The sequence below is a fragment of the Clostridium pasteurianum genome, from assembly GCF_001705235.1.
Lineage (GTDB): Bacteria > Bacillota > Clostridia > Clostridiales > Clostridiaceae > Clostridium_S > Clostridium_S pasteurianum_A.
Genome location: NZ_MCGV01000001.1, coordinates 1,423,361 through 1,449,911 on the forward strand (window position 1 = coordinate 1,423,361; position 26,551 = coordinate 1,449,911).

The window sequence follows — 26,551 nt, forward strand, 5'->3', positions numbered from 1 at the left end:
ATACGAACTTCATACTTTTTTTATAGTTCATATTACTTTTATATAAGGTTGATAGTAGTTTTGTTATAGTTTGATACTACATTGATAATTGAGTTATTATCTATCAATTATAACTGTATTATCTACTGATTATTTATTGATTGTCACTATATTATCTATTGATTATACATGGATAATGCATGTATAATAACACGATTATGTTACGATAATATCACGATAATGTTAATACTTTAAAAGTACTTTAAAAATACTTTTAAAACATTTTAAGTTTCCCTGCAAGGAAATAAGGGTCGCCTTCGTAGTTGACCCCTTTTAGTTATCTTTATTTACTTAGCAATTGGATTTATTTCGGTCACTAAGTTGTATTTCTATAACTTATACTATTAATTGTCCTATAGATTATACGGTATGTACGGGTTAAAGTAACGTCTACAGATAAGTGATATAGCCATTCTTTAAAACCAATAAGAAATAAGAAGAAAGAGTAATATAGGATTGCAGTTAGTAATAGAAAAGTGTGATTTTGTTCCAATTTTCCAGAAAATTTCCGTATCCCCTTTTAGTTATCTACATAATTTATTTTTTACATATTCTTATACATCTGATTGATTAGAACTCTATAATTTACATCCTTATAATACTTCTGTAGATGTTCCTTGTCCAATGATTGTATTACACTATATAAATAGTCCCTATCGTCTTCCTCACTTTTGATACAACCAAATTTATATTTACTCGTATTATTTGTACGAGTATCCTTCTTTAATATTTTCTTAATTATTTTATTTATAAACATATTATTATTCCCCCTTATTTTCTAACTCCCATAATTTCCCATCCAAATTCTATATCTTTATCGGCTGAAATGACTATATTACTTGTATTACGTGTAATAGTATAATTACAACTTTCATAAGGATAAAACTTAAATATATAATTATTTACATATATGTTTTCTTGTAATGCAGAATTAATTTCTATAATACATTGACCATTTTCTATCTTTGCATTCCCACAATCAGATAGAGTTTCTTTAGTCATTGCATTAGCATAATAAATATTGCCATTGTCTTTTATTTGTACATTATCACATTGTAAACTATTTATTTCATCAACATTTTTATTATTGAAATGCAGTCCATCTTCATCAGTTCTTATTCCATTTAACCTTAAATCTCCTGACAAATTTAAAGCATTTATTTCAAAGTCCTTTTTACAACGTTTGTCTATGTACATATTATTTAATTCACCCATTGGGGCGGTTAAAACAACCAAATCTCCAACATTTAGTATTACACCACTTTTATTGTGTAGCTTGTCCATAGTCGTTGTATTATCCCCAAATGTAATATCTATATCAGCAGTATTATCACCATTTACTTGCTTTACAGTTCCATAGAATTGCTTTGTAATTCCTATTTTTTTAATTTCACTCTGTATTAATGGTATTAGTACTTGATTTACTAATGTATCCTTTTGTTTTAATGTAAAATCTGAACTTCCATAATTTATTTTCATATTATTATATCTCTCCTTTTATTTTTTTAATTTTTAGAAGAACTACCGCACAATTTAGGTCTAGTACGTCACTACGTTCCTACTATCCCTATAAATTGATTGGTATCTTTTCTCAAGTTTGCGAAAAAGACCGCAACCTTTCAAAAAGATTAATATAGATTTATTTTATTTCTATTAATTACAAAAAAGTTGTCACTTCTCAAACTTCTATAATAATATATATAATTATTTACTCGCTATAGAGTTTTGAAAAGTGACAACTTTTATATTTTTATTTTATATTCCTTGTATATCAATGGTTACAAGGTTTTTAATTTTGTAAATTCATAAATTCTCTTGCAATTTCTTCATTTGTCTTGTACTGTTTTATTTTTTGAATTACATTAATTGCAGTATAACTAAGTACAATATTTATTACTTGCTTATAAGCTATACTATATTTCAAACTCATTTTTTCAGTTTCCCATTTGCTATTATAATTTGGAATTCCCCATGTAACATCTCTATATTTATTCCTTATTTTTTCTTTAGATTTTTCAATAGATTTTATTATATCTTCAATGAATAATTTATTTAATTCCTTTTCATTTTTTTTAACATCTTTTTGTCTAGACACTTTTTTTATAATTATTTCGTATCCTTGAAAAAATCCATCTATCTTATTGTTTAATAGTTCAAAATGCTCCATGACTATATCATTTAATTTTTTATAAAATTTTACTTTTGTATCATGTTTACACATCATTTTTTGCTTTGTTGTATCCACTTCTTTTAATAAACTTTCTTCAACTTCTTTTACATAATCTATATCATTTTCCTTCATTTTTGATACTTGATTATCTTTATATATTAAATAAGTTAATTCAAATTTTATTTTATTTGCTTTTTGTAATCTGTTCAAACTTCCTAATATTGCAGGTCTGATTTTATTTCCTACATGATAAAATACATCTCTTTCTGCTATTTTGGGTGTATTAGTATATTCATCTCCCATATATTTGTGAAATTTTTCTCTATTTTCTTCACAGCACCTATAATTGAAATTTATCATTTTTATCATCTGTGCTAAACAATTATTAGTTATATGTAAAGTATTTATATCATTTTTCTTTTGATTATATAAAAATTGTTCTAATAATGAATCTATATATTTTGCAAACTTGCTATTGTTTGCATGACTTCCTTCACTTTTTCCTCTATTATCAATTTTTTCTTTAGGAACATTATATATTTCAGTTATTAGAAATCCATTTCCTTCTTTTATATAATTAAAATATCTTGTCCATTCTTTAAGTTGCAATTGCTTAGATTTACCAGTTTTAATTGGTTCTTCTAGTGCTCCACATATTATTTTATAATTTTTATATTTTTTATTTAATTCTAAATCACCTAAATTCATAAAATCTTAACCTACCTCTCTTTGTTGTTATATTTAAAATTCATAAAATTCTTAATTTCAATTAATTTTTCTAGTGCAACATGAAACTGGTCATTATTTTTAAAACTATACACTATTTTACCTTCGTTGTTCGTAAAAATATAATATCTCATGCCAGTTACCCAATTTATTGCATCTGCTATATATTTATTGTCTACTGTTGTATATTCTTTTCTTTCCATAAACATATACCTCAACTTTCTTAATTGTAAAGAGGACGGAATATCGTCCCCTTAATTTATTTTAATTATTTCTGATAACTAAATTTTATAAAACTTCTATTAGTTAATGCTTGTGTGAAAATTTCACCACCATTTGCTTCTAAATCTGCTTTAAATCTATTAAATGCACTTAAATTTAATCCTTTGTCTATGTATGTATGTGTGCATCTAAATTCACTTTTAGGCAAAATAAAAGACATATTAAATAACTCTGATAAACCATTAAGGTCTATTGAAGTTTTTAATATGTTATCTTCATTCATTATTATTTTTTTGTATAATTTATATTTGTCTATTAAATCATAGAATTCTTTTTGCTTATGATCCTTACATAAATCGTATAGTTGTGGCAATTCTAATACATCTACTAAATAATATTTACTTAATGCAGGGTTAAAAGCATACTGTTTAAATGTAGTATCCACTGCAAGTAGAACCATTAATGCCTCTTCATTTAACATTGAAATATCTACATCATAATAAGATATAATCTCCAGTAAAGTTGAACCTGCATACTTATGAAAATAATTATTTTGATTTATACCTTTTATTACATTTAAATTTGCACTATTTTTATTATTATTTAGCGTGGGGTGATTGCCCCAACACCTTCCCACATTTAAATCCATATCTACACCAACAAGTTTTATATTACCTTTGAATTGATTTCCTCTATACAATTTGCTGAATGAATAAAAATGTGAAATTTCATATCCCTTAATTTTTTCTAATAATAAGCAACTGAATAATGAATCTACATCATCAGTCAAGCACATATATAATTTAGTCCTGCTATCTAACCATTCTGTTGGAAAACTTTTTTTAATTTCTTCGTTCATAATTTTTTTATGTCTAGTATTTGCATTGTAAAAAACGTTAAATTTTGTATTTCTTATACATACACAACCCTCGCTTTCCCGTACTGTTCTGAGTTACAATTTACTTTCTTAACTTTAAAGAAAGTTATCAAACTTTTGACATATTTACACCTACCTCTCTAATTTTTGCTTATATGATTTTATATACATAAATATAAGCGTTATTCGCCATATAAGGCGTTTTAAGCGGAATATAATATAATTACACTATTTCAATTTGAACGCTAAATAACGCTATATACATGCCTATTTTTTAGTTGTTTTATTTGTCCTCTTTTTAACTTCTTCTTTATTTGCAATAAATAATTCCTGTACCTTTTTTCTCTCATTTTCTGTTAAATTTATATAACTTATAATTTTTTCATAATTATTTTTGGGGATTGTTTGCTTTTCATTCATTAGCATAGAAATATAATTTTTACTTACTCCCAAATAATCTGCAATCTCTTGTTGTTTAATATCCTTCATTATTAAAACTGTTTTGATTTGTCTACCTGCTAACATTAAAATTCCTCCATTTCTTATTTAAAAGTTAATTTAAAAAAAGAGAAGTGGAAATCCACCTCTCACAATTAACTATTTACTTTTTATTGCTACTATACCTGCATCATTAACTAGACCAACACCTGCAATTAGATCCGCATTAATTTTAGTTGATTTTGTATCTATGTCTCTTGCTTGTTCTGTATTTAAATGCCTCTTATATGGAACTAATAAAGAACCTTTCTTAATTATGTATGTTACACATTGACTATTTGTTGCATCCCATGTTCCTTTCGAACTTAAAATGACACTGATTCCTCTAAAATCTCCGATAATATTTTGCTTTATAATTCCGTTATCTTTTGTAACAGTAGTATTTGTACTATTTACAAATTCAGGCATATTAATAAATGCAGATTTTAATTTAGGATTGATAATTATACCCTCAAAATCACTTATATTTTGTTTGTCTCCGTATAGATTTAATGCAGTATCTACTTCTGCTGCTGTTATAGTTGTTGCACTTGCACAATTTGAAACAAGTGGTGTAGTACCTGCTACACTTACAACTGTATCATCTAATTTTTCTGCAATTAATTGTCCTATTTGTTTAGCCATTTCACCAACTGGGTCTCCGTAACTTGCAAGTAATGCTCTATCTGTTATTTGAAAACCTTTTGCAAACTGTTGTAGTTCAATTTTTTGTGTTGTGTGTACTAACTTGTCGTAAGGAATTGAATCTCCTTCAGTTAATATTATTGCTGAACTTCCTAAACTCCATTTTGGTATAGTTATACTATCTCCTGGCTGTCCTTGTAGGTCATTATTTATATCAGCAAAACCTAACATAACACTATTTGTTAAAATTGCTTGTTCAATAAATGGGGTATACACCTCGGGGATTAACATATCTGCTCTCATACTTCCTGTAAATGCCATAATAAACATCATCCTTTCATTTTTTAATTATTTTTTTATATAAAAAAGCAACTGACCATAAATTGCAGACCAGTTGCTAATTACATACATTTATTAAATTTTTAATTATTAATTATTTTGATAATCTATCATATAAATCTTTATTAGATTTGAATAGATTTAATCTATCTGTATATCCCATTTTAAGAAATTGCTCTTTGGTTATAGAATCTTTCGTACTTGCATGAGATTGTGGTTTAAAAGAATTGTCTAACTTAGCATTATTAAATATTTCCTTTAAACTATTTATTTCAGTTGCAGTATCTTTAACCTCTAAAAGGTATTTATTTAGTTGTTTTGGAAGCCCCTGTTTTTCAAGTTCATCAGATATATTTAATAATCTTTCCTTCTTAGATACTTCCTTTTCCTTGTCCTCTAATACTTTTAATCTATTTTCAAGTTCAATCTCTGCCTGAGATTTTTCCTTTGGCTTGTACTTATTTAATTCATCTTCTGTTGTTTTTAATTTCTTAGAATATTCAGTTCTCACCTTATCAGTTTCACTCTGTACCTTTGCATTAAGTAAATTTTTAACCTCTTCTTCAGTAAAAGTTTTTACCTTTATGTCCTCCTCTTTAGTTTCCTGTGTTTCATTTGTTTTTATTTCATTTTCCATATTAATAAAATCTCCTTTCAAGTTTTCTATATTGCCCCTGCATGAGTTACAATATAAAACCCTTATTAAATTTTTTTATTTATTATTAAGTAAAAACTCTTGTAAGTTCTTACTAACTTTATCTGCTACTTTTCTATCATTTTTAAGAAAATGGCATAGAGTACTCCTATGTACACCAATTTTTATTGCTATGAAAGTATATTTAACACCTTTGTTCTTTACGTAATTAATTATTTTTTTACGTATTACTTCATCATTCATTTTCCTTTCTCCTTAATTATTTTTTTCTAATTATTTACACCAATTTTTGTTGGAAATAAAAAATATATATATATAAATTTTTAATTATAAACATAATAAAAAGTCCCTATAATAATAAGGACTTTGTGAGAGAGATATTTATATAAAGAAACTAAAAAAAGTTTTCTAATATTGCCAAAAAAAGTTGCATGACATTATTCCTCATGCACAGTTGCTTATACATTTGCTTGGAGGCGACAGGGTTTGAACCTGCTACAAAGCAACTAAACTTACCAAAATAACATGAGAAAATATTTAAATTTTCAAGTTAGGTTAATAACCCATTTCAGGCATCAAAATTTTATTGATGGCTCAAATTGATTATTACTCTTTTTACTCCTCATATTAGGAAACTTACATTTTCATTTTTTTATATACTCCAAGTATAGATATATCAACCTATACAGCATTTTCAGCTTTGCGAGAATTTCTTCTTTTTATATCTTTTTTGTTGAATTTCTCTATCATTTTTTAATTTAATTTTTTAATTATTGCTTTAAAAGGTTACTTTTATTAAATCAATTAGCTTCTTTAGGTTCTTCGTAATACCAACAACAATACGTTTATATATCATATACAAGGAAGATGCGGTTTCCTACAACCATTGATACATAAGGGCTAGGGTGGTGTTGAAAATATTTTAGGAATGGAAACCTATATTTTATATTAAAATTGCTCTTATATCATATACAAGGAATTAGCTTCTCCGTACAACCATTGATATACAAAGGATTGCAAGGTATTAAAATTTTTTTGCCTTGCAATTTTTAATATACCATATACAAGGTTTTATTTTTTTATATAACCATTGATATTACTAGGTTTAACGTAGGTCAAATTCTAAAACTCTCCATTTATACAACCATTGATATTACTAGCTGTACGCAATGTGTAATTAAATTTTAACTACTTTTAAGATTGTTTATATATCATATACAAGGAAGATGGACACCCCTCTATTCATTGCTACAAGCCAACTCCAAAAAAGTTGTGACCCCAAACGTGAAAACTGATTAATTAGTGGCTTTTTTTTGGACACTATTATATACCATATACCGCTATTATGGTGACAATTGTAAAGTGGCTTGGCTGTAGGGTTTATACCAGTTTTTTAATTTTTGAAAAATAGGGTAGATAAGTATTATTATATATTACATAATAGAAATGGGTATGTTTTTATTTTCATGTGGTCTTATCCATTGATATATCTATCCTGTAGAGATTTCTTGCTTATACAGAATTTCTATTTTTATACCATTTTTTATATCCACCATTTTATTAATAATATTACATACTCCCCTAATAGACGATTCTCAAAAAACTGTTAATGCCTTTATATACCAATGGCTAGAGGTCATTTTTTCAAAAATCTACTTTTTTTAAAAGTGGTTCAAACCCTCATGGCTCTATGTCTAAGATCACTTTTCTATTTGCGATTTTTTGCCTTTTTTAGGGGTCAAAAAACGCCCCTGTTTTATCAATTTAACAACAATATTTGAAAATCATTAACAAATTGATAATTTCGTATAGCTTAATAATTTCATTTTTATGTCCTCCCTATACAACCGAGGCAGATGAAAAAATAACACCTCTCAAACATAGATATATCAACGCCTGAGAGATTTACCAAAATATGGAGTGTGTATAAAATTGCTCATTTTTAGGCATTTTGTCTTCCCCCCTTATAGGTTAAATAGCTTAAACCTGCAAACAGTTGATATGACTAACTTTAGAGTACATCAATTTTACAAAAAAGTTCAATCTTTGTCTCCCATATTAGGAACAGTACATTTTTGATATAAAAAATCGCTATGATATAGTCATATGAATGGCTGTAGAGTTTTTAGCTTGGTGGTTATTTTTCGTTTTTTGTGCATTTTTTATTTTCAAAACTAACTATTACAAATAATAATAGTGTTACAAAATGTAACGGCAAAACGTATTAATACCCCTGCTTCAAATTTTAACGCATCCCTTACTTAAATATTTCATCACCCCCGCCTCAAATTTGAGGCACCCTATAGGTTATCCCCAATATTGAGGAAATCTCAATTCCCAGCGTTGGGTACAATATGTCACTATCGTATCATGCACATTTTTGTTCACGAACGTGTCCACACTTCTGTGGAAAGTATCGAGAGTTCGACACTATCGTCGAAATTCGCAGAGTTATCGTCGAAAATATTTTATCATAAGTTTAACTTAGGTCAGCGATAAAGGTGTCGACGTTTTACCGCCCCCTTTCGGATGTAGGTAAAACCGATAACTAAATTCTCATGTAATGTCCTTTCAATGGTTTACTAAAATTATCAACTAGTAAAGTCATATAGCATAGTTACCTAGTGTTTATATATAGTTACCTATACATTATAGTTACCCTGTATATGCTTGAAATAAGGGCTTGGAAAATCTCAATTAAAGACGGGTAGTCGTAAGCTAGGTGACGGGTAGGCAAAGGCACGAATAAATTAAATATTTTACGTTGCATTTGCACTGTACTCTTCATAATGAAGAATGGAAAACTTATGTGGTCTTCACACTGAGTATCGCATAATTAGTAGTCGCACTTATAGCGAGTACTCACAATCGTGTCACGTTGCACATTTGTGTAATTCCCCACGGTGGGAAATCCCTCTTTCAATCTAGTATTATTAAAAGTGATAATGGCTATCATTTTCAGGGACAACGGAAAAATCCGCTCTGCCACTCTGGCATAGCAAATATATTTATTAGTGGACAATTATCCACATTGATGGACAACGCTTTCAACCTTGTGACCGTCGTCAAATTTGAAGATTGTGGAACTGCATAAGTTAAACTTAGTCAGTTAAAAACAGGTCGTTTGAAACGATATGTTTTAATATTCGAGAACGTTTCAAACGACCACAAAACAGGGGATTTCAACCAACTTGTTTTTTAGCTTGTTCTATATGAAACAAAAATACCTCTAAAATCACTTTCAAAATGAGTAATATAATTACACTCTATTCCGATTAAAAGCAATTCTAGGGGCTATTTTGTGCCATCATTATAGAAATATACATTATTCTAAGTTGTGATTTTTAACATAATCAGAATATTTAATACCAGTTAATTGTAATACATTGGTATGAAAAGTATGATTATTTATACCTTCAATAGTTACACCTTTTGAAACAACATCATATAATTTTTCTAAAGTCCAACCTTTATTGTATATAGCATTCTTAATACATTCTACATCAAAAGCATCTAAATTCTGTAAAAACATATCCTGCATATTCTTTAAACTAAAATCATTGAAATCAAACTCTTTATTGCTTGTCCTATTACTAAGTAATATATCTCTATACTTGCATAATTGTACATAATCTATTGTTTCTATTGTGTCACATATTGCATTCTCTCTTATAAATACATCCTTTAAATCCTCAACATACTCTATATATTTATTATTCTCCCTTGTTTGTTCCTCTACACTCATAACATTTTCCATAATATAATATTCCTCCTAAAGTTAATCAATTTATTTTCTAAAGATGTTTTTCATTTATTTACCTTACAAGTATTATATTACACTATAAATATTATATTGTCAACACTATAAATACTATATTGCAATTAAATATTTTTTATCATTTATAGTTTAATTATTATATTGTATATGCTATAATGTTTTAGGAGGTATGACTATCGTGATAAAAATTAAATTAAATGAAATATTAGAAGCAAAGGAAAGAAATTTAAATTGGCTTTCTAAAAAATGCAACATTAGTTATAGCACTCTTTATAATTTTGCTAATCATAAAACCAATGCTGTAAGCTATGATGTGTTAGAAAAGATATGTGAAGTACTTAATTCAGATATAGCCGATATAATTGAATTAAAAAAAGACAAAAGGTAGAGAAATAATTTATTCTCTATCTTTTTTAATATATAGTTAAACTATGTATTAATGTCGTTAAAGTGTGTAAGATTGTCGGTTATAAACACGTCGACATTCAAGTTTAAAAACAATGTAGTCATTGATATTACTTGCTTTTAAACTACGTAGCATTGTCGTATATTTGTTTCTCATGCTAATAAATTAGTTGTTATTACACATCTTTACCGACATTTTTACATACCTTCACCGACTTTTATACGTAGTTAAAATTGTGATTAAATGGCTTGTGGATATCTAAATACCATAAGAAGTGACATTGACATCTAGGTCTAAAATACTCTTTAATATATAAGTGAACTAGAATACTCAATAAATCTAAAAAGTGAATTACTGAACGCAATCATTGATAATACTATAGTATTTTTTATCAATATTATTTTGTTTATCGTATAAAAGCACCACATTTTCTTTGATTGCGTATTCTAAATATAATTTTACTGCGTCTTTTAATTCACCTTTTATTCACTTAAAAGTAACTATAATTTTTAGTCCCAGATGTCACCTTGATACTTTTCGTACACTTTTACATTCTTTCGTAATTGACTTACATTTCTTCGTAATTGAGTTACTTTTATTCGTACACTTCTCCATTTCTTCGTAATTGAAATCTGCAATCCATTGATATTACTAGATTTATATTTTCCACCAAATGATAATGTGATTAAAAAGCTTGATAAGAACATTTTTATTATAGATTTTATTACTCTTAAATGATTTCCTAATGAAAATATAAGCTTTTTAATCACTTATATTAGTTCTACTATATATAACCAATGTACGTAAGATTGTCGTTAATTTATATTAAATATAATTCTTATTATAATATATTATTCATGCTGAAACCCTGTCATATCAATAATTACATCCTTATCACATAAGATACTAAATGAATGTCGTATTACAAATTCAACCGACATTTTTACATAGTTTAACGACACTATTACGTAGTTATAAAGATATTCTTTCATTCCTTTTGCGAACATACATTCGATTTTTAAAAATAATTTTATTTTTTTACAGCACAAATACACCTATCTGTTTATATTTTTTGAAAAATTTGCTATAATAATAGGTGTTAAGTTTTTTTTATTAAGTTTTGGGAACTTATGGAGATGGTCACTCTATAGGTTCTTTTTATTTGTCGTTCATTCTCTTTGCCATGCAGTAAGTTTCTTTTCTAAATCATTATAATCGTATTCTCTTTGTGAATAGTCATTAAAGTTATCAAGCTTATTTTTATATTTTTTATAAGCATTTTTAGCACTATTTACTGCTTTATTTACTTTCTGTTGTATAACTTTCTTCAGCATTTTATAAATATTACTTATGCTGCCTCTTCTTTTTTTTTCTATATATCCTTTATCCTCTAGTTCTTTTAAATAACGTTGTATTGTTCGTGTAGTACGATTTAATTGCTTACTTAAAGTTGCTTGACTAGGATAACAAGTGTGCTTTTGATTTCCATAGCAATAGGATTGTAGAAGTATATATAATCTAAATGCTCCGTTACTAAGGTCGGAGGTAATATCTTTATTCTGTACTATAGTAAAATTTCCGTTCATCATTATCTCCCCCTTAATACCATTCAACAATGCCATTTGTCTTTTGATATACCCTAAGCCAGTTGTTATCTTTAAAAGTAACTTTAATTGCAACTCTTGTATGTTCCATGTCTATAGCAGTATAACTTTTAATTTCTTTTTGCATCTCTATAGATTGTTTTTTCTTATAATAGTTAAATAATCTTTCATGTATAGAAGGAGTTTCCATTATCTTTTACCCCCTCTTAAAGAGATATATTTCTTTTGTTTCAATTGGTCTAGTGGATTAAATGTACTAAAATCTTTCTGTAAATCAGAAGTAAACATATCTACGTAAATACGTACCATATCTAACGAGGAATGACATAAAATTTTCTGTAAACGGAATATATCTCCTCCGCTCAAAATCCATTTTTTCGCAAATGTATGGCGGAATTTATGTACACCAGTCCTATTCACACCTCTGTCTCTATTATATTTAGCAATATTATGGGTCAATTGATTTCTTTTTAAAAAACCACCATAACTATTACAAAATAAATAATCTTCTTCATTGTTAGCTTTTCTATATTTCAAATATTCCACTAATACTTGTTTTAAAGTTAAAGATAATGGAATAATCGTTTGCCTTCTATTTTTTGTGTGACGATAAGTTATTAAGTCGTTATCAAAATCTATATCCTTTATTTTTAAATTAATTAATGTTCCTGCACGCATCCCTGTCCCTATTAACGTATTTTCTATAGCCCATGTAGAGAATTCTTTAAAAGTAGCTCTCTTTACGTTCGGCTTCTTAAGTAATAAGTTCAATTCAAAATCTGTATAAGTATCAATAATTTCCTTATCCGCTTTTATTTTATTGATTTTAAATTGCTCCATATATCCTAAACTCTGACAATACTTGCAAAACGCACGTATAGCATTAAGATTAATATTTATTGTACTATCCTTTTCTGTTTTTCTTTCTTTAAGCCATAATATATATTCATCTATTGTCTCTTTTGTAACTTGATTAATTGGCGTTTCAGAATCTATAAACATATTAAATATATGAAAATAATCTTTATAAAATTTAATTGTAGAAGGTCTTAAATTTCTCACCTTCATGTTGAGAACAAATTCTTCGAAACAATTATCAATAGTTTTTATAGAACTTTTATTTATTAACGTTATTTTTTCTCTCACTTTATACACACCTTTCAAAATAATTTTTTAAGAAAGGTGCTAATTCTAATAAAAAAATACACACTAGAATAATGAAAAAATCATTAAAAATTCTAGTGTGTATTTTATAAATATATTCAGTTGTAAGCTATCGTAAAATAGCTTTATTTGGTGCGGATAACAGGATTCGAACCTGCACGGCTAAGCCACTAATACCTGAAACTAGCGCGTCTGCCAATTCCGCCATATCCGCAAAATACACAAATAAGTATATCACTTAAAAGCTTAGATTTCAATTAATTTTGATTTATGTATACATCTTTTATAATAATAACTCTATTATTATTTAGCATAAATCATTTGAAAATTACGTCTCTATTGTGTAAAATAAATACAATAAGGAGTTGATACAATGCTTAACGTGCAAAAATTAAAATATTACTTACAAAACTTACTTGAAATAAGCAGTCCTTCAGGTTATACACATAATATAACTGATTACGTTAAGGAAGAATTTCATATACTTGAAGTACCATATAAACTCACAAATAAAGGAAATATAATAGCAACTTTAAAGGGAAAAAATACTGATTTTGAAAGAACTATATCTGCACATTTAGATACATTAGGCGCAATGGTAAAAGAAATAAAATCAAATGGTACCCTTGCTTTAACTCCTGTTGGTGGATACATGATGAATTCAATTGAAGGTGAAAATTGCAAAATAATAACAATGAATGAAAAAATATATACCGGTACAGTGCAAACAATAAAGCCTTCTATTCATATACATGAAGATGCAAGGGACTTAAAAAGGACACAAGAAAATATGGAAATAGTAATTGACGAGAGAGTGTCTTCAAAAGAAGATGTCGAAGCTCTTGGCATTAACGTAGGTGATTATATATGTTTTGATCCAAGAACCTCATTTACAGACAGCGGTTTTGTGAAAAGCAGGCATCTTGATGATAAAGCTAGTGCAGCCATAATTCTGTATGCCATAAAACATATCGTAGATAACCATATAGAACTTCCATATACCACAAATTTTTATTTAAGTACCTATGAAGAAATCGGCCATGGTGCAGCTGCAAGCATATCAGAAAAAACTGTAGAATTTCTTTCTGTTGATATGGGTGCACCCGGCACAGGACAGAATTCTTCAGAATTTACTACCTGTATATGTGCAAAAGACTCTTCTGGTCCTTATGATTATGATTTTAAAAAGAAGCTAGTAAATATATGCAAATCCAAGAATATTCCATATAGAATAGATACCTATCCACACTATGGATCAGATGCCTCTGCTGCCTTAAGAAGTGGTTATGATATAAAAACTGCATTAATTGGAACCGGAGTTTATGCATCGCATGGGTATGAGAGAACTCATATGGATGGAATAATCGCAACTTTAAATCTTTTAATAAATTATTGCTTGGAGAAATAACAGTATTGAAGGAACGTTAAAAAAATTCTATAAATCTAAGATAAAGAAATCGTAAAATCCTAAGATATTTCAATAACTCGCTGAAAAGAGGCTCAGACAAATTGAAATCTCTAAGTATTTTACGATTTTTTATCAAGATTTATTAAAATTTTTTTAAATCGTTCCTTCAACACTGTTATTTCTCCTTGAGGGTAAAGCAAGGAAAAAATTCCTCCGTTCCTACGGAATTTTGGGCGTGAAGTTAGTTTAGCTTTAAATCATAAAAGCATTATGTATGCATAACTATCTAGTGAGCTTGTTTCTATTGTTGCAACGTGGCAGGCTGACATCGCTTCGCCCGTCAGCAGATAAAAGATTTTTCCTTTGGCAAAATCAAAGGACTCTAACTCTCCTATTAACAAGCAAAGCAATGTTAATAACCATTACTTCAGCTGCACCGATTGCAATCTTTTATAATGTTTTTCGCATGGGAGCGAAAAACATCTTCCTTGCCTTTACCCTCTATGTGAAATAGCAGTATTTTGTAAACGATTTAAATAAAACTCAATAAGACTTTGCCTCAAATTATAAAAAGACTTAGATGTTTCAATTTGTCTGAGCTTCTTTTCAGCGAGTTATTAAACATCTAGCCACTAATAAATTTTTAACCCAGATTTTCCGCAGCGGAGCGGAAGAAAATCTTCCTTGCCCTATCCTATGCGAAGTAACAGTATTTTGAGAACAATTTAAATAAAACTCAATAAGACTTTGTCTAAAATTATAAAAAGACTTAGATGTTTCAATTTGTCTGAGCTTCTTTTCAGCGAGTTATTGAAACTTCTTAGTATTTTTATAATTTTAGGCTTAGTCTTATGAGTTTTATTTAATGTTCTAAAATACTGTTACTTCGCATATTCACATAATTCCTTTAGCCCACATTCTTGACATTTAGGATTTCTAGCCTTACATATCTGCCTACCATGCCATATTAGACAATGGTGCATTTTAATCCAATCCTTTTGGTTTATATTTTTCATGAGCTGCTTTTCAGTATCATACACATTTTCACTATGTGCGATTCCTATTCTATTGGAAACTCTAAACACATGTGTATCAACAGCAATAGTAGGTATTTTAAAAGCATTTGCCATAACTACGTTTGCTGTTTTTCGTCCAACTCCAGGAAGTGAGGTTAACTCTTCCATTGTAGCCGGCACTTCACCATGAAATTTATCTATAAGTTCTCTGCATGCACCGAGTATACTTTTACTTTTATTTTTATAAAGACCACAGCTTTTAATTTTTTCTTGAAGAGACTCTTCTGTAAGTTCAATAATTTTGTAAGGAGTGTTATATTCCTTAAAAAGTTTCTCTGTAACTAAATTTACCCTTTGATCAGTACATTGTGCACTTAGTATAGTAGAAATTAAAAGTTCAAATGGACTATTAAAATTCAAAGCACACCCAGCTTCTGGATATAAGTCATAAAGTATTTTAACTACATCTTGTATCTCTTCCTGTTCTATTTAAACCACCTTCTTCGTATACGAATAAACCCCTCTGTATTCTTCTGGTATAAGTTCTGCAATTTTATACATTGCATCATCTATTACCCTTTTTTCGTAGTCTTTCTTATTTTCATCCTTATTCCTACTTCCAAAATAAAAAGGTTTGCCTATATTCACTTTGACTTTTGCATAATGAAAACTTTCATCATACATATTGCCTGATTTATCAATAGGCATAAGTTTTTCACTTCCACAAATTCCAACTGGCACTATAACTGCTTTGCCCATTTTTGCTATAAGTAATGGGCCCTTTTTAGCCTCTATCATCCCACCAGTTCTACTTCTTGTTCCTTCCGGAAATACAAATATATTATTCTTATTTCTTAATAACTTTATAATTCTAGAAATACCTTCTTTATCTGCAGTATTAGGTTTTATTGGAGTTGTTTTTACGCAATAAGTACCTAATTTTGTAATTGCATCTTTATTTAACTTAACTCCTGCTACAAATGTGACATCATAATCTTCCAATACCTTATTAAGAACTAATCCATCAGAATTGCTTAAATGATTGCCAATAAACATAATGGGAGTATTAATTCCCTTTAAATTTTCCATACCCCTAACTTGTATGTCAGCATATTTTTTTAAATACATTTTTAAAATATTTCTGCTCAAAAAACCTGTTACGGTATCCGGTAGTAATTCAATAATTTTAGCTACTACAGGAGAAATCATATTCAACTTCCACCTTTCAAAAGCACTTTAAAATATTAATCTATATAATAATTTTATATATAACAAAATTTATTATAATTTAATTTTCCTAAAAAGTCTAATGTTAATATTATTTCCAGTATAAATATTAAAAATCGAAAGGGCATAAACCATTTCGATTTTTTTAAATTTCTAAAATTTTAGCGATCCTTTTCATTACAATAATTATTGAAATCAATTATTTTTTCTTTCTTACTACTGGGAGGAATAATTCTAGCAGGAATTCCAACAGCTGTACTGTTAGGTGGTACATCCTTAAGAACAACAGCATTTGCACCTACCTTGCATCCATCACCAAGTTTTATAGGTCCTAAAACTTTGGCTCCTGAACCTATGAATACATTGTTTCCAACAGTTGGATGCCTTTTACCTTTTTCTTTTCCTGTTCCACCAAGAGTAGAACCATGATACATAATAACATTGTCACCAACTTCAGCAGTCTCACCTATTACAACACCCATACCATGATCAATGAAAAGCCCTTTGCCTATTTTTGCACCTGGATGAATCTCTATTCCTGTAAGTCCTCTGCCAATTTGAGAAAATAACCTAGCAATAAAAAACATATTATGCTTATAAAAAAAATGTCCCATTCTATACCATATAAGAGCATGTACACAAGGGTACAGTAAAAAAACTTCAAGTCCATTTCTGGCTGCAGGATCATTTTCTAAAACTCTTCTTATATCATATCTTATTGATTTAAACATACTAGCACTCCTTATCAAAACCGCATTTGACAAAAAAATAAAAGACTCCATCTCACTAGAGACGAAGTCTTACTCGCTATTCCACTCTAAATTAAAGCACATATAATGCTCTAATACTGTAACGGGTATTCCCGCATCATCCTACTAAATTTCAAATGATGTACTCCAAAGTGCACTTCATACAACTTCCATTTAGGAATTTCGCAGCTTGCATTCCCTCTCTTAAAATTTCCATCGTATTACTTTACTTTATCAAAGTATTCTTTACTATTTTACTAAGAATTAATTCTACTTATATTATATACATTATTAAACTTTTGTCAACACACTTTTACCGACAAAATCTATGTTTACCTATAATCTTTATAAGCGGTCTTGACCATATCCAAGCACTTGTGGCAGTAGCTGGATTAAAGTAGTAAATAGCTCCTCCTGAAGGGTCCCATCCATTTAAAGCATCTCTCGCTGCATTAATAGAACTTTGCTCCATATTTGCATGAATTTGACCATCTACAATTGCAGTAAAAGCTCCCGGTTGGTATATTACTCCCGCTATGGTTGATGGAAATTTAGGATTTCTTGTTCTATTTATAACTGTAGCACCAACAGCAACTTGACCTGCATATGGCTCACCTCTAGCCTCTCCATTTATGAGCCTTGCTAATAAATTTAAATCATGACTATAATTTGAATATTTAGTTCCTGTAGTAGTTACTGTTCCACTTGGAAGCCCTAGTGCTGCAAGAGTCGCACTTCCAGCTACACCATCTGGTGAAATTCCAACTTTTCTCTGAAAACTTTTAACTGCAGTATAAGTTGAATATCCATACTTTCCATCAACACTGCCTTTGTAATATCCCCAATTTCTAAGTTTTGTTTGAATTCGAACTACTCCATTTCCACTTGAACCATATTTATATGTAATGGCCTTTACTGCATTATTATAAGGCAGAAGCCAGACATATATGCTAAAATACGATAAAATTACAGCCATACACATAGCTATACTTCTTTTATACTTTAAAATTTGCTTCATAAATATACCTCCGCCAAAATTAAATATATTTATCTAACCATAAATCATTTCAAGTATATTTTGTTCAAAATTAAAATTTTAATACTAAAAGTTTTATATTTTCACTAAATGCTTTTTTATGCCTTTGTGATATAATTACATTAGTATATATAAAGGAAGTGATAGTCTTGCCCGAATGGAATTCAAATCAATACTTAATGTTTAAAAATGAACGAACCCAACCTGCTATAGATTTAGCTAACCGTCTAACTATATCTGCACCTAAAAAAGTTCTTGATATAGGCTGTGGTCCTGGAAACAGCACAGAAATTTTATATAAAAAATTTCCTAATGCTTATATATTAGGAGTAGATAATTCTAAAGATATGATTAATACAGCTAAAAAAAATTATCCCTTATTAGATTTTAAAATGCTTAACGTAAGCACAGAATTGTCAAAATTATCTTGCAATTTTGATGTCGTTTTTTCTAATGCCTGTATCCAATGGATACCAAACCATAAAAGCTTGCTCAAAAATTTATTGGCACTCTTAAATCCAAATGGAATCTTGGCAATTCAAATACCAATGAATTATAACGAACCGATTCACAGAATAATATCAGAAGTTTCAACAAATGACAAATGGAAAAAAGAATTTGATAATCCACGAATTTTTTATACACTTAAGCAGGAGGAATACTTTGATTTATTGTCAGATATATCTCAAGATTTTTGTATTTGGAGCACAACATACTGTCATAGATTAAAATCTCACAAAGATATTATGGAGTGGTATAAAGGCACAGGCTTAAGACCATATCTTGAACAATTATCAGAGGAAAAGAAGATATCTTTTGAAAATGATATTTTTAAAGAAGTGATTAAAAGATATAAATCACAGAAAAATGGAGAAATTATTTTTAGATTTCCTAGATTTTTCTTCATCGCAACGCCAACGAGGTAACAGTATTTTGAAGCATTAAATAAAATTCATAAGTCTAAGCACCAAATTATAAAAATACTAAGAAATTTTAATAACTTGCTGAAAAGAAGCTCAGACAAATTAAAATTTCTAAGTCTTTTTATAATTTGGTGCAAGACTTATTGAGTTTTATTTAAATTGTTTCCAAAATACTGTTACCTCTAAGCAAGGAAGATTTTCTTCCGCTCCGCTGCGGAAAATCATCCATAATTCTTCATTCTTAATTTTTCAAAAAATGTTTCCTACAAAAGCCAGCACTGTAAGTGCTATTATAAGTACTACTGTACACTTTACTATTACATTTTGAAATTTATTATTAACATGCTTTCCCATTATTTCTTTATCATTTACAAGATTTATCATAAATAATAACACTATAGGGCACAGCACTCCTGCCAGTTGTTGGGTTACAAGCATAATATTTACAAGGGATAAATTAGGAATGAGTACTACGACCGCACTTGTAATTATCATAAATAGAAAGAGTCCAAAGAATACAGGCGCTTCTTTAATTTTATTATCAACTCCACTTTCAAATCCAAAAGCCTCACATACTGCATAAGATGTAGATAACGGTATGATGCAGCAAGCTAAAAATGAAGCCCCAAAAAGTCCAACACCAAAGAGTACAAATGAATATTGCCCTGCAAGAGGTCTAAGTGCAGAAGCTGCATCTTCAGCACTTGATATAGCAATATGTGCCTTAAAAAGTGTTTCTGAAGTACATACTGTTATAAAAAGAGCTGTTAAAACTCCCCACAAGGTTCCTAAATATACATCCAATTTCTCATACGTATAATCCTTTAGGGAAATTCCTTTATCTACAATTGATGACTGTAAATAAAATTGCATATATGGTGTTATCGTAGTTCCTACCATACCTATTAAGGCAAGCCAGTAACCCTTATCTAGCTTTCCCTGTGGATTAACTATGCGTGAAAATACACTGCCCCAATTAGGTTTGAGCATAAAAGCTGTAATAGCATATGCAAAGAATGTCAAAGTTAATAACAAAAAAACTTTTTCAGCCTTAGAATAACTGCCTTTAGTCATTATAAACCAAATCATAATTGCAAGTATTGGTACCGATATATATTTACTTATATTAAATAATTGCAAACTGGCAGCTATTCCAGCAAAATCAGCTATACATACTCCTAGATTTGCAATTATAAGGGCAAACATTGCAAAGAAAGCCCATTTCACTCCGTATCTTTCTCTTATTAAATCAGATAATCCCTTTCCTGTAACCACTGCCATCCTAGCATTCATTTCCTGAACAACCGCAAGCCCTATACCTATGGCGAATAGACCCCAAAGCATTGAATATCCATATTTAGAGCCTATAACCGAATAGGTAGTTACTCCACCTGCATCATTACCAGCATTAGCAGTTATAATTCCCGGTCCTACTATGCTTAAAACAAACATAAGTCTGCTAAATTTCTTCTTCATACATTCACCTTCTTTAGCCTACTTTTTTGAATTTTTTCTTCCAAACTGGCAATAAAACCTCATCAATCAAATCATTAATCAATATAACACCACATAATTTATTTTCCTTGTCCAATACTGGAAGCGAGATAAGGTTGTATTTTGAAGATATCTCCACAGCATCATCAAGTTTATCTGAATCTTTTATTGATACAAAATTCTTATCCATAACATCTTTTAATTTTTTATCTTGAGGCATAAAGATTAAGTCCTTAAGTGGAACAAATCCTTCTAATTTTCCTTCATTGTCCGTTATATAAATATAATTTACCACTTCATCCTCTGGACTCATTTCACGCATTATATCTAAAGTTTCATTTAAAGTTATATTCACATTAAATGAAATAAAATCTTTATTCATTATGCTTCCTGCTGTTTCATCACTGTAACCCATAAGTGCTCTAACTTCTTCAGCATCTTCTTTTCCCATGTTAAGTAATATTTTTTCAGCGGTTTCTTCATCAACTTCATCCAAAATATCTGCAATTTCATCAATTGGCATACTATCCAAAACTTCACTAGTTTTATCATTACTTAAATTTTCAAGTATATCCGCTTGAATATCAGGTTCTATCTCTTCAAGTATATCTGCTGCTAAATCTTCATCAAGACTCTCAAATACTTTCTTTCTGTAATTAAAATCCATATCCTCAAGTATATCTGCTAAATCTGCCGGATGCATCGAAGAAAGCTTTTTATAAGGAACCGTCAATTTAAGATTATCATTTACCATTTCAAGTGATTCAACATCATTCCACATTATATAATTTTCTGAAGGCTTCTTTTCAGTTAGTTTATAAATTCCACCTACAAGCCTTTCTATTCCAAGCCTTCTGCTAAGTGCCATAAAGCCAGTATCAACTGCTATAACTTTAAGCTCGCCACTCATCTTAGCTATTCTAAGGTCATTAACCCTAACAAGCTTTTTACCATTTATATCAACAATTTGTTTATCTAATAAATTTTTAGACAACAAATAAGAATATTTCCTCATTATAGTATCTTTTACTGCCCTAACTTTTATTACGATTCTTCGTCCTTCTTCATCTTTATAAAAATCTATTGTTTTGAACTCGTAATTTATATATTCTCCATCCTTTTTAATTTTATATCCAATCGCTCTAGGATAGGATTCATCAGCAGTAACATATATATCCCATAATTTTCCAACGTATTCACCGTATTCATCATATACCTTTCTACCAAGAACTTCACTCAGAAAAAAGTTATTCAATAATTTCTGCATATCAATCATTCCTTTCATACTTCGCTTAAGTACCCAACTTCATATAAAATTCAACATGTGCAGTAATTAATATTACTATGTCGATTAAGTACTGAAGAGAAATATTGGAATAGGATATGTCAGATTAAGTATGAAAGATAATCCTCAATTTTCTCTTCAGATATACACTTTAAATTGTCCCTGCCTAAATGAGGGCCACTTTCCATAAAAAACTCACCCCTTATTTTAAATAAAAAAGAGCCTTTAAAGGCTCACTCATAAATTCTAATATAAATTAGACAGTAGAGCTTTAGCACTATACAGCTTAGATTAAAATCCAGCTACATTAGATAGAACCTTAACCGGCAATACCTGTTGACCCGCTTTGGCATCTCTCGATGTTTCTGGGCAGTAGCGTATATCTATATAGGAGCCTCACCTAACTAAAACTTCCATTATTATATTATTTATCAAAACACAAAATATATACTGTTAACTTTTAAAAATTTCAACAAAGAACTAACATATCTTCATTAAACTAAAGTAAAAAAACACACATTATACCAGTATACATTCCTTAAATTGCATTACACCTTTAATTATAGTATAAATTGTGAATTTTTCAACCTAAAAAATATAGGCCTTGTTCAAATTGAATATATAGCTCATATTTGGGGCAAACATTTTTATCCATTAAAAATATAAATTTAAAATTTCTACGTGGTTTTATTGTCTTTTTTACATTTAATGATGTTTTTATTTGATAAACTTGAATTTTTTTTGAATGTTTGATATTATTATAGCATATTAAACTATTACAAATAAATCAAAGGAGACTATTTTTATTATGAACTCAGCGGATACAAGTTTTATGTTTTTATCAACAATTCTAGTCATGCTAATGACACCGGGTCTTGCTATGTTTTATGGTGGTATGGTTAAAACAAAAAATACGCTAAGCACTATGATGCACAGCTATGCATGCATGGTTATTGTATCTCTTCAATGGATACTTATAGGTTATTCTATAGCATTTGGTCCTGATATTTCAGGGCTTTTCGGAAATTTTCATTATGCTTTTTTGCACAATGTAGGTTTTAAACCATTTGCCCCATATTCAGCTACTATCCCACATGTTTTATTTATGATGTTTCAATTAATGTTTGCAATAATAACTCCAGGCTTAATAACAGGTGCATTTGCAGAAAGAATAAAATTCCCAGCATTCATACTTTTTATATTGATGTGGACAACTCTAATTTATGATCCACTTGCTCACTGGGTATGGGGTAACGGTGGCTGGATTAAAAATCTTGGTGCTTTAGATTTTGCTGGCGGAACTGTTGTTCATATAAGTTCCGGAGTTTCAGGACTTGTCGCAGCCATAATGATTGGAAAGAGAAAGTCTTTAAAGACCTCTCCAAACAATTTAACTTTAACCTTCATAGGTGGAACTCTTTTATGGTTTGGTTGGTTCGGTTTTAATGCTGGAAGCGCCCTTGCAATAAATGGTGTGGCTATGAATGCCTTCTTAACTACAAATACTTCAGCTGCTGCAGCAACAGTTGCATGGATTGCATGTGAATGGGCTTTAAGTAAAAAACCAACAATACTTGGTGCATTAACAGGTACACTTGCTGGTCTAGTTGCAATTACACCTGCATGTGGATATGTAACTGTAGGTTCTTCTATAGTAATAGGTCTTATTGGCGGAATTATATGTTATTTCTCAGTAACTTATATGAAAGGAAAATTAGGTTATGATGATGCTTTAGATGCTTTTGGATGTCATGGTATCGGCGGAACCTGGGGAAGTATAGCAACTGGAATATTTGCAACAAAAGCCGTCAATTCAACTGGAGCAAACGGACTCCTTTACGGTAATGCTTCACTACTTTTAAAACAAATAGAAGCTACTATTGCTACTTATGCCTATTCAATAGTAGGAACAATAATTATTATTTTTGTAGTAAACTTAATATTTAAGATGCGTGCAAGCGAAGATGAAGAAACATTAGGACTTGATATAACAATGCATGGTGAAAGAGCTTATCACATAGAGTAGTAATTATAAAATATTATTTCAATTTTTTTGCTTATCATATAGAAATTTTGTTTACAAAATAGTATATTTTATGTATAGACTATTATATTTTAAGGAGATGACTATTTGTGGATTATAAAATGACTAAAGTCGATATCGTTACAAGACCAGAAAAGTTTGATGAATTAAAAAATGCACTTAATAAAATTGGAGTTACTGGTATGACAGTTACTAATGTATTGGGATGTGGACTTCAAAATGGAACTCTTGAATACTATAGAGGAAATCCTGTAGAAATCACTTTAAATCCTAAAATAAAGGTTGAAATAGTTATATGTTCTGTTCCTGTTGAAAAAGTTATTGAAACTGCCAAAAATGTTCTTAAAACTGGGAAAATAGGAGACGGAAAAATATTTGTATATGATGTAAGCAAAGTAGTTAAAATAAGAACTGGCGAAGAAGATTATAACGCACTTCAAGACGATAAAGAATAGTAATTAAAATAATTCATAAAGTTAAGGCTGCCTTTCTAATTATAGGCAGCCTTTTAATTTTATGTTTGTTTTTGCAGCTTTGCTTATCATAACAAAGCTTTTTAGGTTATGTTTTAAAAAATATTAATCTAATTTTTAAATAGTCTTACCATATAATTTAAGCAGATGAGAAATAAAATTTCACCACATAAATACTCCGGCATAACCTTTGGCACAACTATAACTGATATATTTTCTACTATATTAATTAGAAGAACAATCATTAAAAAGCAAAAACCTGCTTTCCGTGCATTTTTCCCACCAATAAAAAATCCACATAATATAAGAAACAAAACATACATGATAATTCTAATTATAGTTATAGTTAATTCATTACCCTTAAAATCTATTAAATACCCAAAATTATAATTATAATATGGAACTGCTGTTTTTAAAATCTTGCTAAGCAAAACACCATATAAGCCTACGAATATAAAAATCATCGCTAAGGCATGCAAAAAATTGAACTTTACTTTTCTTGTAAAAACAAAAATCATAATTAGTATGAGTAATGGTATGCACACTAAATCCAATAAAATAAAAGGTCTTATAAAATAAATATAATCTATACTTTTCTTTAAACACATACAAAGCATCACTGCGTATCTTATTGCAAGAAAGACCGTTAATACTATAACAATTCTCCTTATTTTTACAGGACACTTAAAGCAGTCAAATATTAAATTTATGCACATAAAAATAATAAGTAATAGCATTAAAATATAGGCATAAAAAAACACTTTACCCCTCCAACAAATAATATTACTTATTATTACTATTAAAATCTTTTAAATATTCTTTACACCAAAAATTTCGAGTCCACCTTTTATGCAAGAAATCTCAATTGGGAAATCAGGTCCTCTTTCTCCATCTATATCAGTAACTATATTTTCTTTACAATCAATTTTAAGATTATCTGTTTTAAAATATATTATTCCATTTACATCTTCAAGGTGTTCACCTTTAAACATCTTTATTAGTATATTTACAAGGTCTTTAACCATTCCACCCTCTATTATTATTACATCAAGCATACCATCATCTGCAATAGCCTTATACGCAAATTTAAAGTTACCTGCAGTTTGACCGTTAAATATTAAAATAAGAATCATTTCTCCATCAAAGTTATTTTCCTTTGACTCTACTTTAAGTGGAATTCTTTTAAAATTAGGAATCTGTTCTATACCTTTAACATAGTAAGCCAGTTTACCCATAGTGTTTTTCATATTTATATCCGTTTGTTGAGAAACATTAGTAAATAGACCTGCACTAGCAACATTTATAAAATACTTATCATTTATTTTTCCTAAATCAACTTTTTTCACTTCACTATTTAAAATCTGCTCACATGCCATCTCAATATCTGATGGCATCCCTATGAATTTAGCAAAATCGTTAGCAGTACCTACAGGTAATATTGCAATAGGAATATCTACGTTACATTTTTTCATAACGTTAACCACATTATCTACTGTTCCATCGCCACCAGCTATAAGAACATATTTATATGTATCATCTATATCTTCAAAAGCTTCTTCTATGCTGCAATTCATTTCTATTCTATAAGGAACTATGGTATAGCCATATTTTTGATGCACTTTAATAACTTTATCTATATTATTTATAATTAAATTCTCACCTGAAAATGGATTATATATAAATTTTACTTTATTCATAATTATCTGTTCTCCCCTCATTGCAATAAATTTTACCAATTATAATAATATTATTATATCATTAATCTAAATAAATCCACAAGATTATGGTAGCATC

28 protein-coding genes, 1 tRNA gene, 1 riboswitch and 1 other annotated feature are annotated in these 26,551 nt (G+C 29.0%); of the genes, 5 read left to right on the top strand and 24 right to left on the bottom strand.

The window, feature by feature from the left end:
- Window positions 1-583: 583 nt before the first annotated feature.
- From BEE63_RS06205 to BEE63_RS06250, 10 genes are all read right to left on the bottom strand, one after another.
- Window positions 584-796 carry a hypothetical protein gene (locus BEE63_RS06205; RefSeq protein WP_066020553.1) on the bottom strand — a complete coding sequence of 71 codons (213 nt, stop codon included), beginning with the start codon at window positions 794-796 and terminating at the stop codon, window positions 584-586.
- A gap of 14 nt (window positions 797-810) precedes the next feature.
- Window positions 811-1,518 (bottom strand): hypothetical protein, encoded by a 708-nt coding sequence (locus tag BEE63_RS06210; protein ID WP_066020554.1) that lies wholly within the window; start codon window positions 1,516-1,518, stop codon window positions 811-813.
- 310 nt (window positions 1,519-1,828) lie between these two features.
- Window positions 1,829-2,917, bottom strand: coding sequence for a hypothetical protein (locus tag BEE63_RS06215; protein ID WP_066020555.1), 1,089 nt, complete (start codon window positions 2,915-2,917; stop codon window positions 1,829-1,831).
- A gap of 11 nt (window positions 2,918-2,928) precedes the next feature.
- On the bottom strand, window positions 2,929-3,138 hold the full coding sequence (locus tag BEE63_RS06220; RefSeq protein ID WP_066020556.1) for a hypothetical protein: 210 nt from the start codon (window positions 3,136-3,138) through the stop codon (window positions 2,929-2,931).
- Window positions 3,139-3,203: 65 nt separating this feature from the next.
- Complete coding sequence (locus BEE63_RS06225; RefSeq protein ID WP_139111556.1) at window positions 3,204-4,016, bottom strand: hypothetical protein; 813 nt, start codon at window positions 4,014-4,016, stop codon at window positions 3,204-3,206.
- A gap of 285 nt (window positions 4,017-4,301) precedes the next feature.
- On the bottom strand, window positions 4,302-4,559 hold the full coding sequence (locus BEE63_RS06230; protein ID WP_066020558.1) for a helix-turn-helix domain-containing protein: 258 nt from the start codon (window positions 4,557-4,559) through the stop codon (window positions 4,302-4,304).
- A 72-nt stretch (window positions 4,560-4,631) separates the two neighbouring features.
- Entirely contained in the window at window positions 4,632-5,477 is an 846-nt protein-coding gene (locus tag BEE63_RS06235; protein ID WP_066020559.1) for a hypothetical protein, read from the bottom strand.
- A gap of 112 nt (window positions 5,478-5,589) precedes the next feature.
- Window positions 5,590-6,132 (bottom strand): hypothetical protein, encoded by a 543-nt coding sequence (locus BEE63_RS06240; protein ID WP_066020560.1) that lies wholly within the window; start codon window positions 6,130-6,132, stop codon window positions 5,590-5,592.
- Between the two features lie 75 nt (window positions 6,133-6,207).
- Window positions 6,208-6,393: a hypothetical protein gene (locus BEE63_RS06245; protein WP_066020561.1), complete on the bottom strand. Its 186-nt coding sequence runs from the start codon at window positions 6,391-6,393 to the stop codon at window positions 6,208-6,210.
- 3,082 nt (window positions 6,394-9,475) lie between these two features.
- Window positions 9,476-9,907: a hypothetical protein gene (locus BEE63_RS06250; protein ID WP_066020562.1), complete on the bottom strand. Its 432-nt coding sequence runs from the start codon at window positions 9,905-9,907 to the stop codon at window positions 9,476-9,478.
- Window positions 9,908-10,106: 199 nt separating this feature from the next.
- Here BEE63_RS06250 and BEE63_RS06255 point away from each other — a divergent pair, with 199 nt between their 5' ends.
- The gene (locus BEE63_RS06255; RefSeq protein ID WP_066020563.1) at window positions 10,107-10,316 is read left to right on the top strand and encodes a helix-turn-helix domain-containing protein; all 210 of its coding nucleotides are present in this window, start codon (window positions 10,107-10,109) and stop codon (window positions 10,314-10,316) included.
- 527 nt (window positions 10,317-10,843) lie between these two features.
- Here BEE63_RS06255 and BEE63_RS21610 read toward each other — a convergent pair.
- The 6 genes from BEE63_RS21610 to BEE63_RS06275 form a co-directional block, all read right to left on the bottom strand.
- A complete protein-coding gene (locus BEE63_RS21610; protein WP_175400832.1) occupies window positions 10,844-11,104 on the bottom strand; it encodes a hypothetical protein in 261 nt (86 codons plus the stop codon).
- 81 nt (window positions 11,105-11,185) lie between these two features.
- A complete protein-coding gene (locus BEE63_RS21615) occupies window positions 11,186-11,341 on the bottom strand; it encodes a hypothetical protein (RefSeq protein WP_207646931.1) in 156 nt (51 codons plus the stop codon).
- Window positions 11,342-11,503: 162 nt separating this feature from the next.
- Complete coding sequence (locus BEE63_RS06260) at window positions 11,504-11,923, bottom strand: helix-turn-helix domain-containing protein (RefSeq protein ID WP_242874706.1); 420 nt, start codon at window positions 11,921-11,923, stop codon at window positions 11,504-11,506.
- Window positions 11,924-11,933: 10 nt separating this feature from the next.
- The gene (locus BEE63_RS06265; RefSeq protein ID WP_066020565.1) at window positions 11,934-12,128 is read right to left on the bottom strand and encodes a hypothetical protein; all 195 of its coding nucleotides are present in this window, start codon (window positions 12,126-12,128) and stop codon (window positions 11,934-11,936) included.
- Window positions 12,128-13,084 (bottom strand): tyrosine-type recombinase/integrase, encoded by a 957-nt coding sequence (locus tag BEE63_RS06270; RefSeq protein WP_066020566.1) that lies wholly within the window; start codon window positions 13,082-13,084, stop codon window positions 12,128-12,130. Before BEE63_RS06270 ends, BEE63_RS06265 begins: the two co-directional genes overlap by 1 nt.
- Before the next feature lie 148 nt (window positions 13,085-13,232).
- Window positions 13,233-13,316: transfer RNA gene (locus tag BEE63_RS06275), tRNA-Leu, on the bottom strand.
- 159 nt (window positions 13,317-13,475) lie between these two features.
- Between BEE63_RS06275 and BEE63_RS06280 the strand changes: the two genes are divergently transcribed.
- The gene (locus BEE63_RS06280; protein WP_066020567.1) at window positions 13,476-14,510 is read left to right on the top strand and encodes a M42 family metallopeptidase; all 1,035 of its coding nucleotides are present in this window, start codon (window positions 13,476-13,478) and stop codon (window positions 14,508-14,510) included.
- Window positions 14,511-15,391: 881 nt separating this feature from the next.
- Here BEE63_RS06280 and nth read toward each other — a convergent pair.
- The 4 genes from nth to sleB all read right to left on the bottom strand — a co-directional run bounded on the left by nth (window position 15,392) and on the right by sleB (window position 18,520).
- Window positions 15,392-16,015 carry an endonuclease III gene (gene nth, locus BEE63_RS06285; RefSeq protein WP_066020568.1) on the bottom strand — a complete coding sequence of 208 codons (624 nt, stop codon included), beginning with the start codon at window positions 16,013-16,015 and terminating at the stop codon, window positions 15,392-15,394.
- Window positions 16,016-16,735, bottom strand: a complete 720-nt coding sequence (locus tag BEE63_RS06290; protein WP_066020569.1) for a lysophospholipid acyltransferase family protein — start codon at window positions 16,733-16,735, stop codon at window positions 16,016-16,018.
- A 179-nt stretch (window positions 16,736-16,914) separates the two neighbouring features.
- Window positions 16,915-17,484 (bottom strand): serine O-acetyltransferase EpsC, encoded by a 570-nt coding sequence (epsC, locus tag BEE63_RS06295; protein ID WP_066020570.1) that lies wholly within the window; start codon window positions 17,482-17,484, stop codon window positions 16,915-16,917.
- 54 nt (window positions 17,485-17,538) lie between these two features.
- Window positions 17,539-17,749: a binding site (T-box leader), on the bottom strand.
- Between the two features lie 66 nt (window positions 17,750-17,815).
- Window positions 17,816-18,520: a spore cortex-lytic enzyme gene (gene sleB / locus BEE63_RS06300; protein ID WP_066020571.1), complete on the bottom strand. Its 705-nt coding sequence runs from the start codon at window positions 18,518-18,520 to the stop codon at window positions 17,816-17,818.
- Window positions 18,521-18,687: 167 nt separating this feature from the next.
- Between sleB and BEE63_RS06305 the strand changes: the two genes are divergently transcribed.
- On the top strand, window positions 18,688-19,464 hold the full coding sequence (locus BEE63_RS06305; protein ID WP_175400834.1) for a methyltransferase domain-containing protein: 777 nt from the start codon (window positions 18,688-18,690) through the stop codon (window positions 19,462-19,464).
- Window positions 19,465-19,710: 246 nt separating this feature from the next.
- On the opposite strand, the gene BEE63_RS06310 is transcribed toward BEE63_RS06305, so the two are convergent.
- Both BEE63_RS06310 and BEE63_RS06315 read right to left on the bottom strand, forming a co-directional pair.
- Entirely contained in the window at window positions 19,711-20,937 is a 1,227-nt protein-coding gene (locus tag BEE63_RS06310) for an Nramp family divalent metal transporter (protein ID WP_066020572.1), read from the bottom strand.
- Window positions 20,938-20,950: 13 nt separating this feature from the next.
- On the bottom strand, window positions 20,951-22,222 hold the full coding sequence (locus tag BEE63_RS06315) for a magnesium transporter (protein WP_066020573.1): 1,272 nt from the start codon (window positions 22,220-22,222) through the stop codon (window positions 20,951-20,953).
- Window positions 22,223-22,489: 267 nt separating this feature from the next.
- A riboswitch (M-box (ykoK) riboswitch) is annotated at window positions 22,490-22,655 on the bottom strand.
- Window positions 22,656-23,048: 393 nt separating this feature from the next.
- Here BEE63_RS06315 and BEE63_RS06320 point away from each other — a divergent pair.
- Together BEE63_RS06320 and BEE63_RS06325 are read left to right on the top strand one after the other, a co-directional pair.
- Window positions 23,049-24,266 (top strand): ammonium transporter, encoded by a 1,218-nt coding sequence (locus tag BEE63_RS06320; RefSeq protein WP_066020574.1) that lies wholly within the window; start codon window positions 23,049-23,051, stop codon window positions 24,264-24,266.
- Between the two features lie 107 nt (window positions 24,267-24,373).
- Entirely contained in the window at window positions 24,374-24,739 is a 366-nt protein-coding gene (locus tag BEE63_RS06325; protein WP_066020575.1) for a P-II family nitrogen regulator, read from the top strand.
- A 128-nt stretch (window positions 24,740-24,867) separates the two neighbouring features.
- On the opposite strand, the gene BEE63_RS06330 is transcribed toward BEE63_RS06325, so the two are convergent.
- Together BEE63_RS06330 and BEE63_RS06335 are read right to left on the bottom strand one after the other, a co-directional pair.
- Window positions 24,868-25,518: a hypothetical protein gene (locus tag BEE63_RS06330; RefSeq protein WP_066020576.1), complete on the bottom strand. Its 651-nt coding sequence runs from the start codon at window positions 25,516-25,518 to the stop codon at window positions 24,868-24,870.
- Window positions 25,519-25,566: 48 nt separating this feature from the next.
- Complete coding sequence (locus BEE63_RS06335) at window positions 25,567-26,454, bottom strand: YegS/Rv2252/BmrU family lipid kinase (protein WP_066020577.1); 888 nt, start codon at window positions 26,452-26,454, stop codon at window positions 25,567-25,569.
- Between the last annotated feature and the right edge of the window lie 97 nt (window positions 26,455-26,551).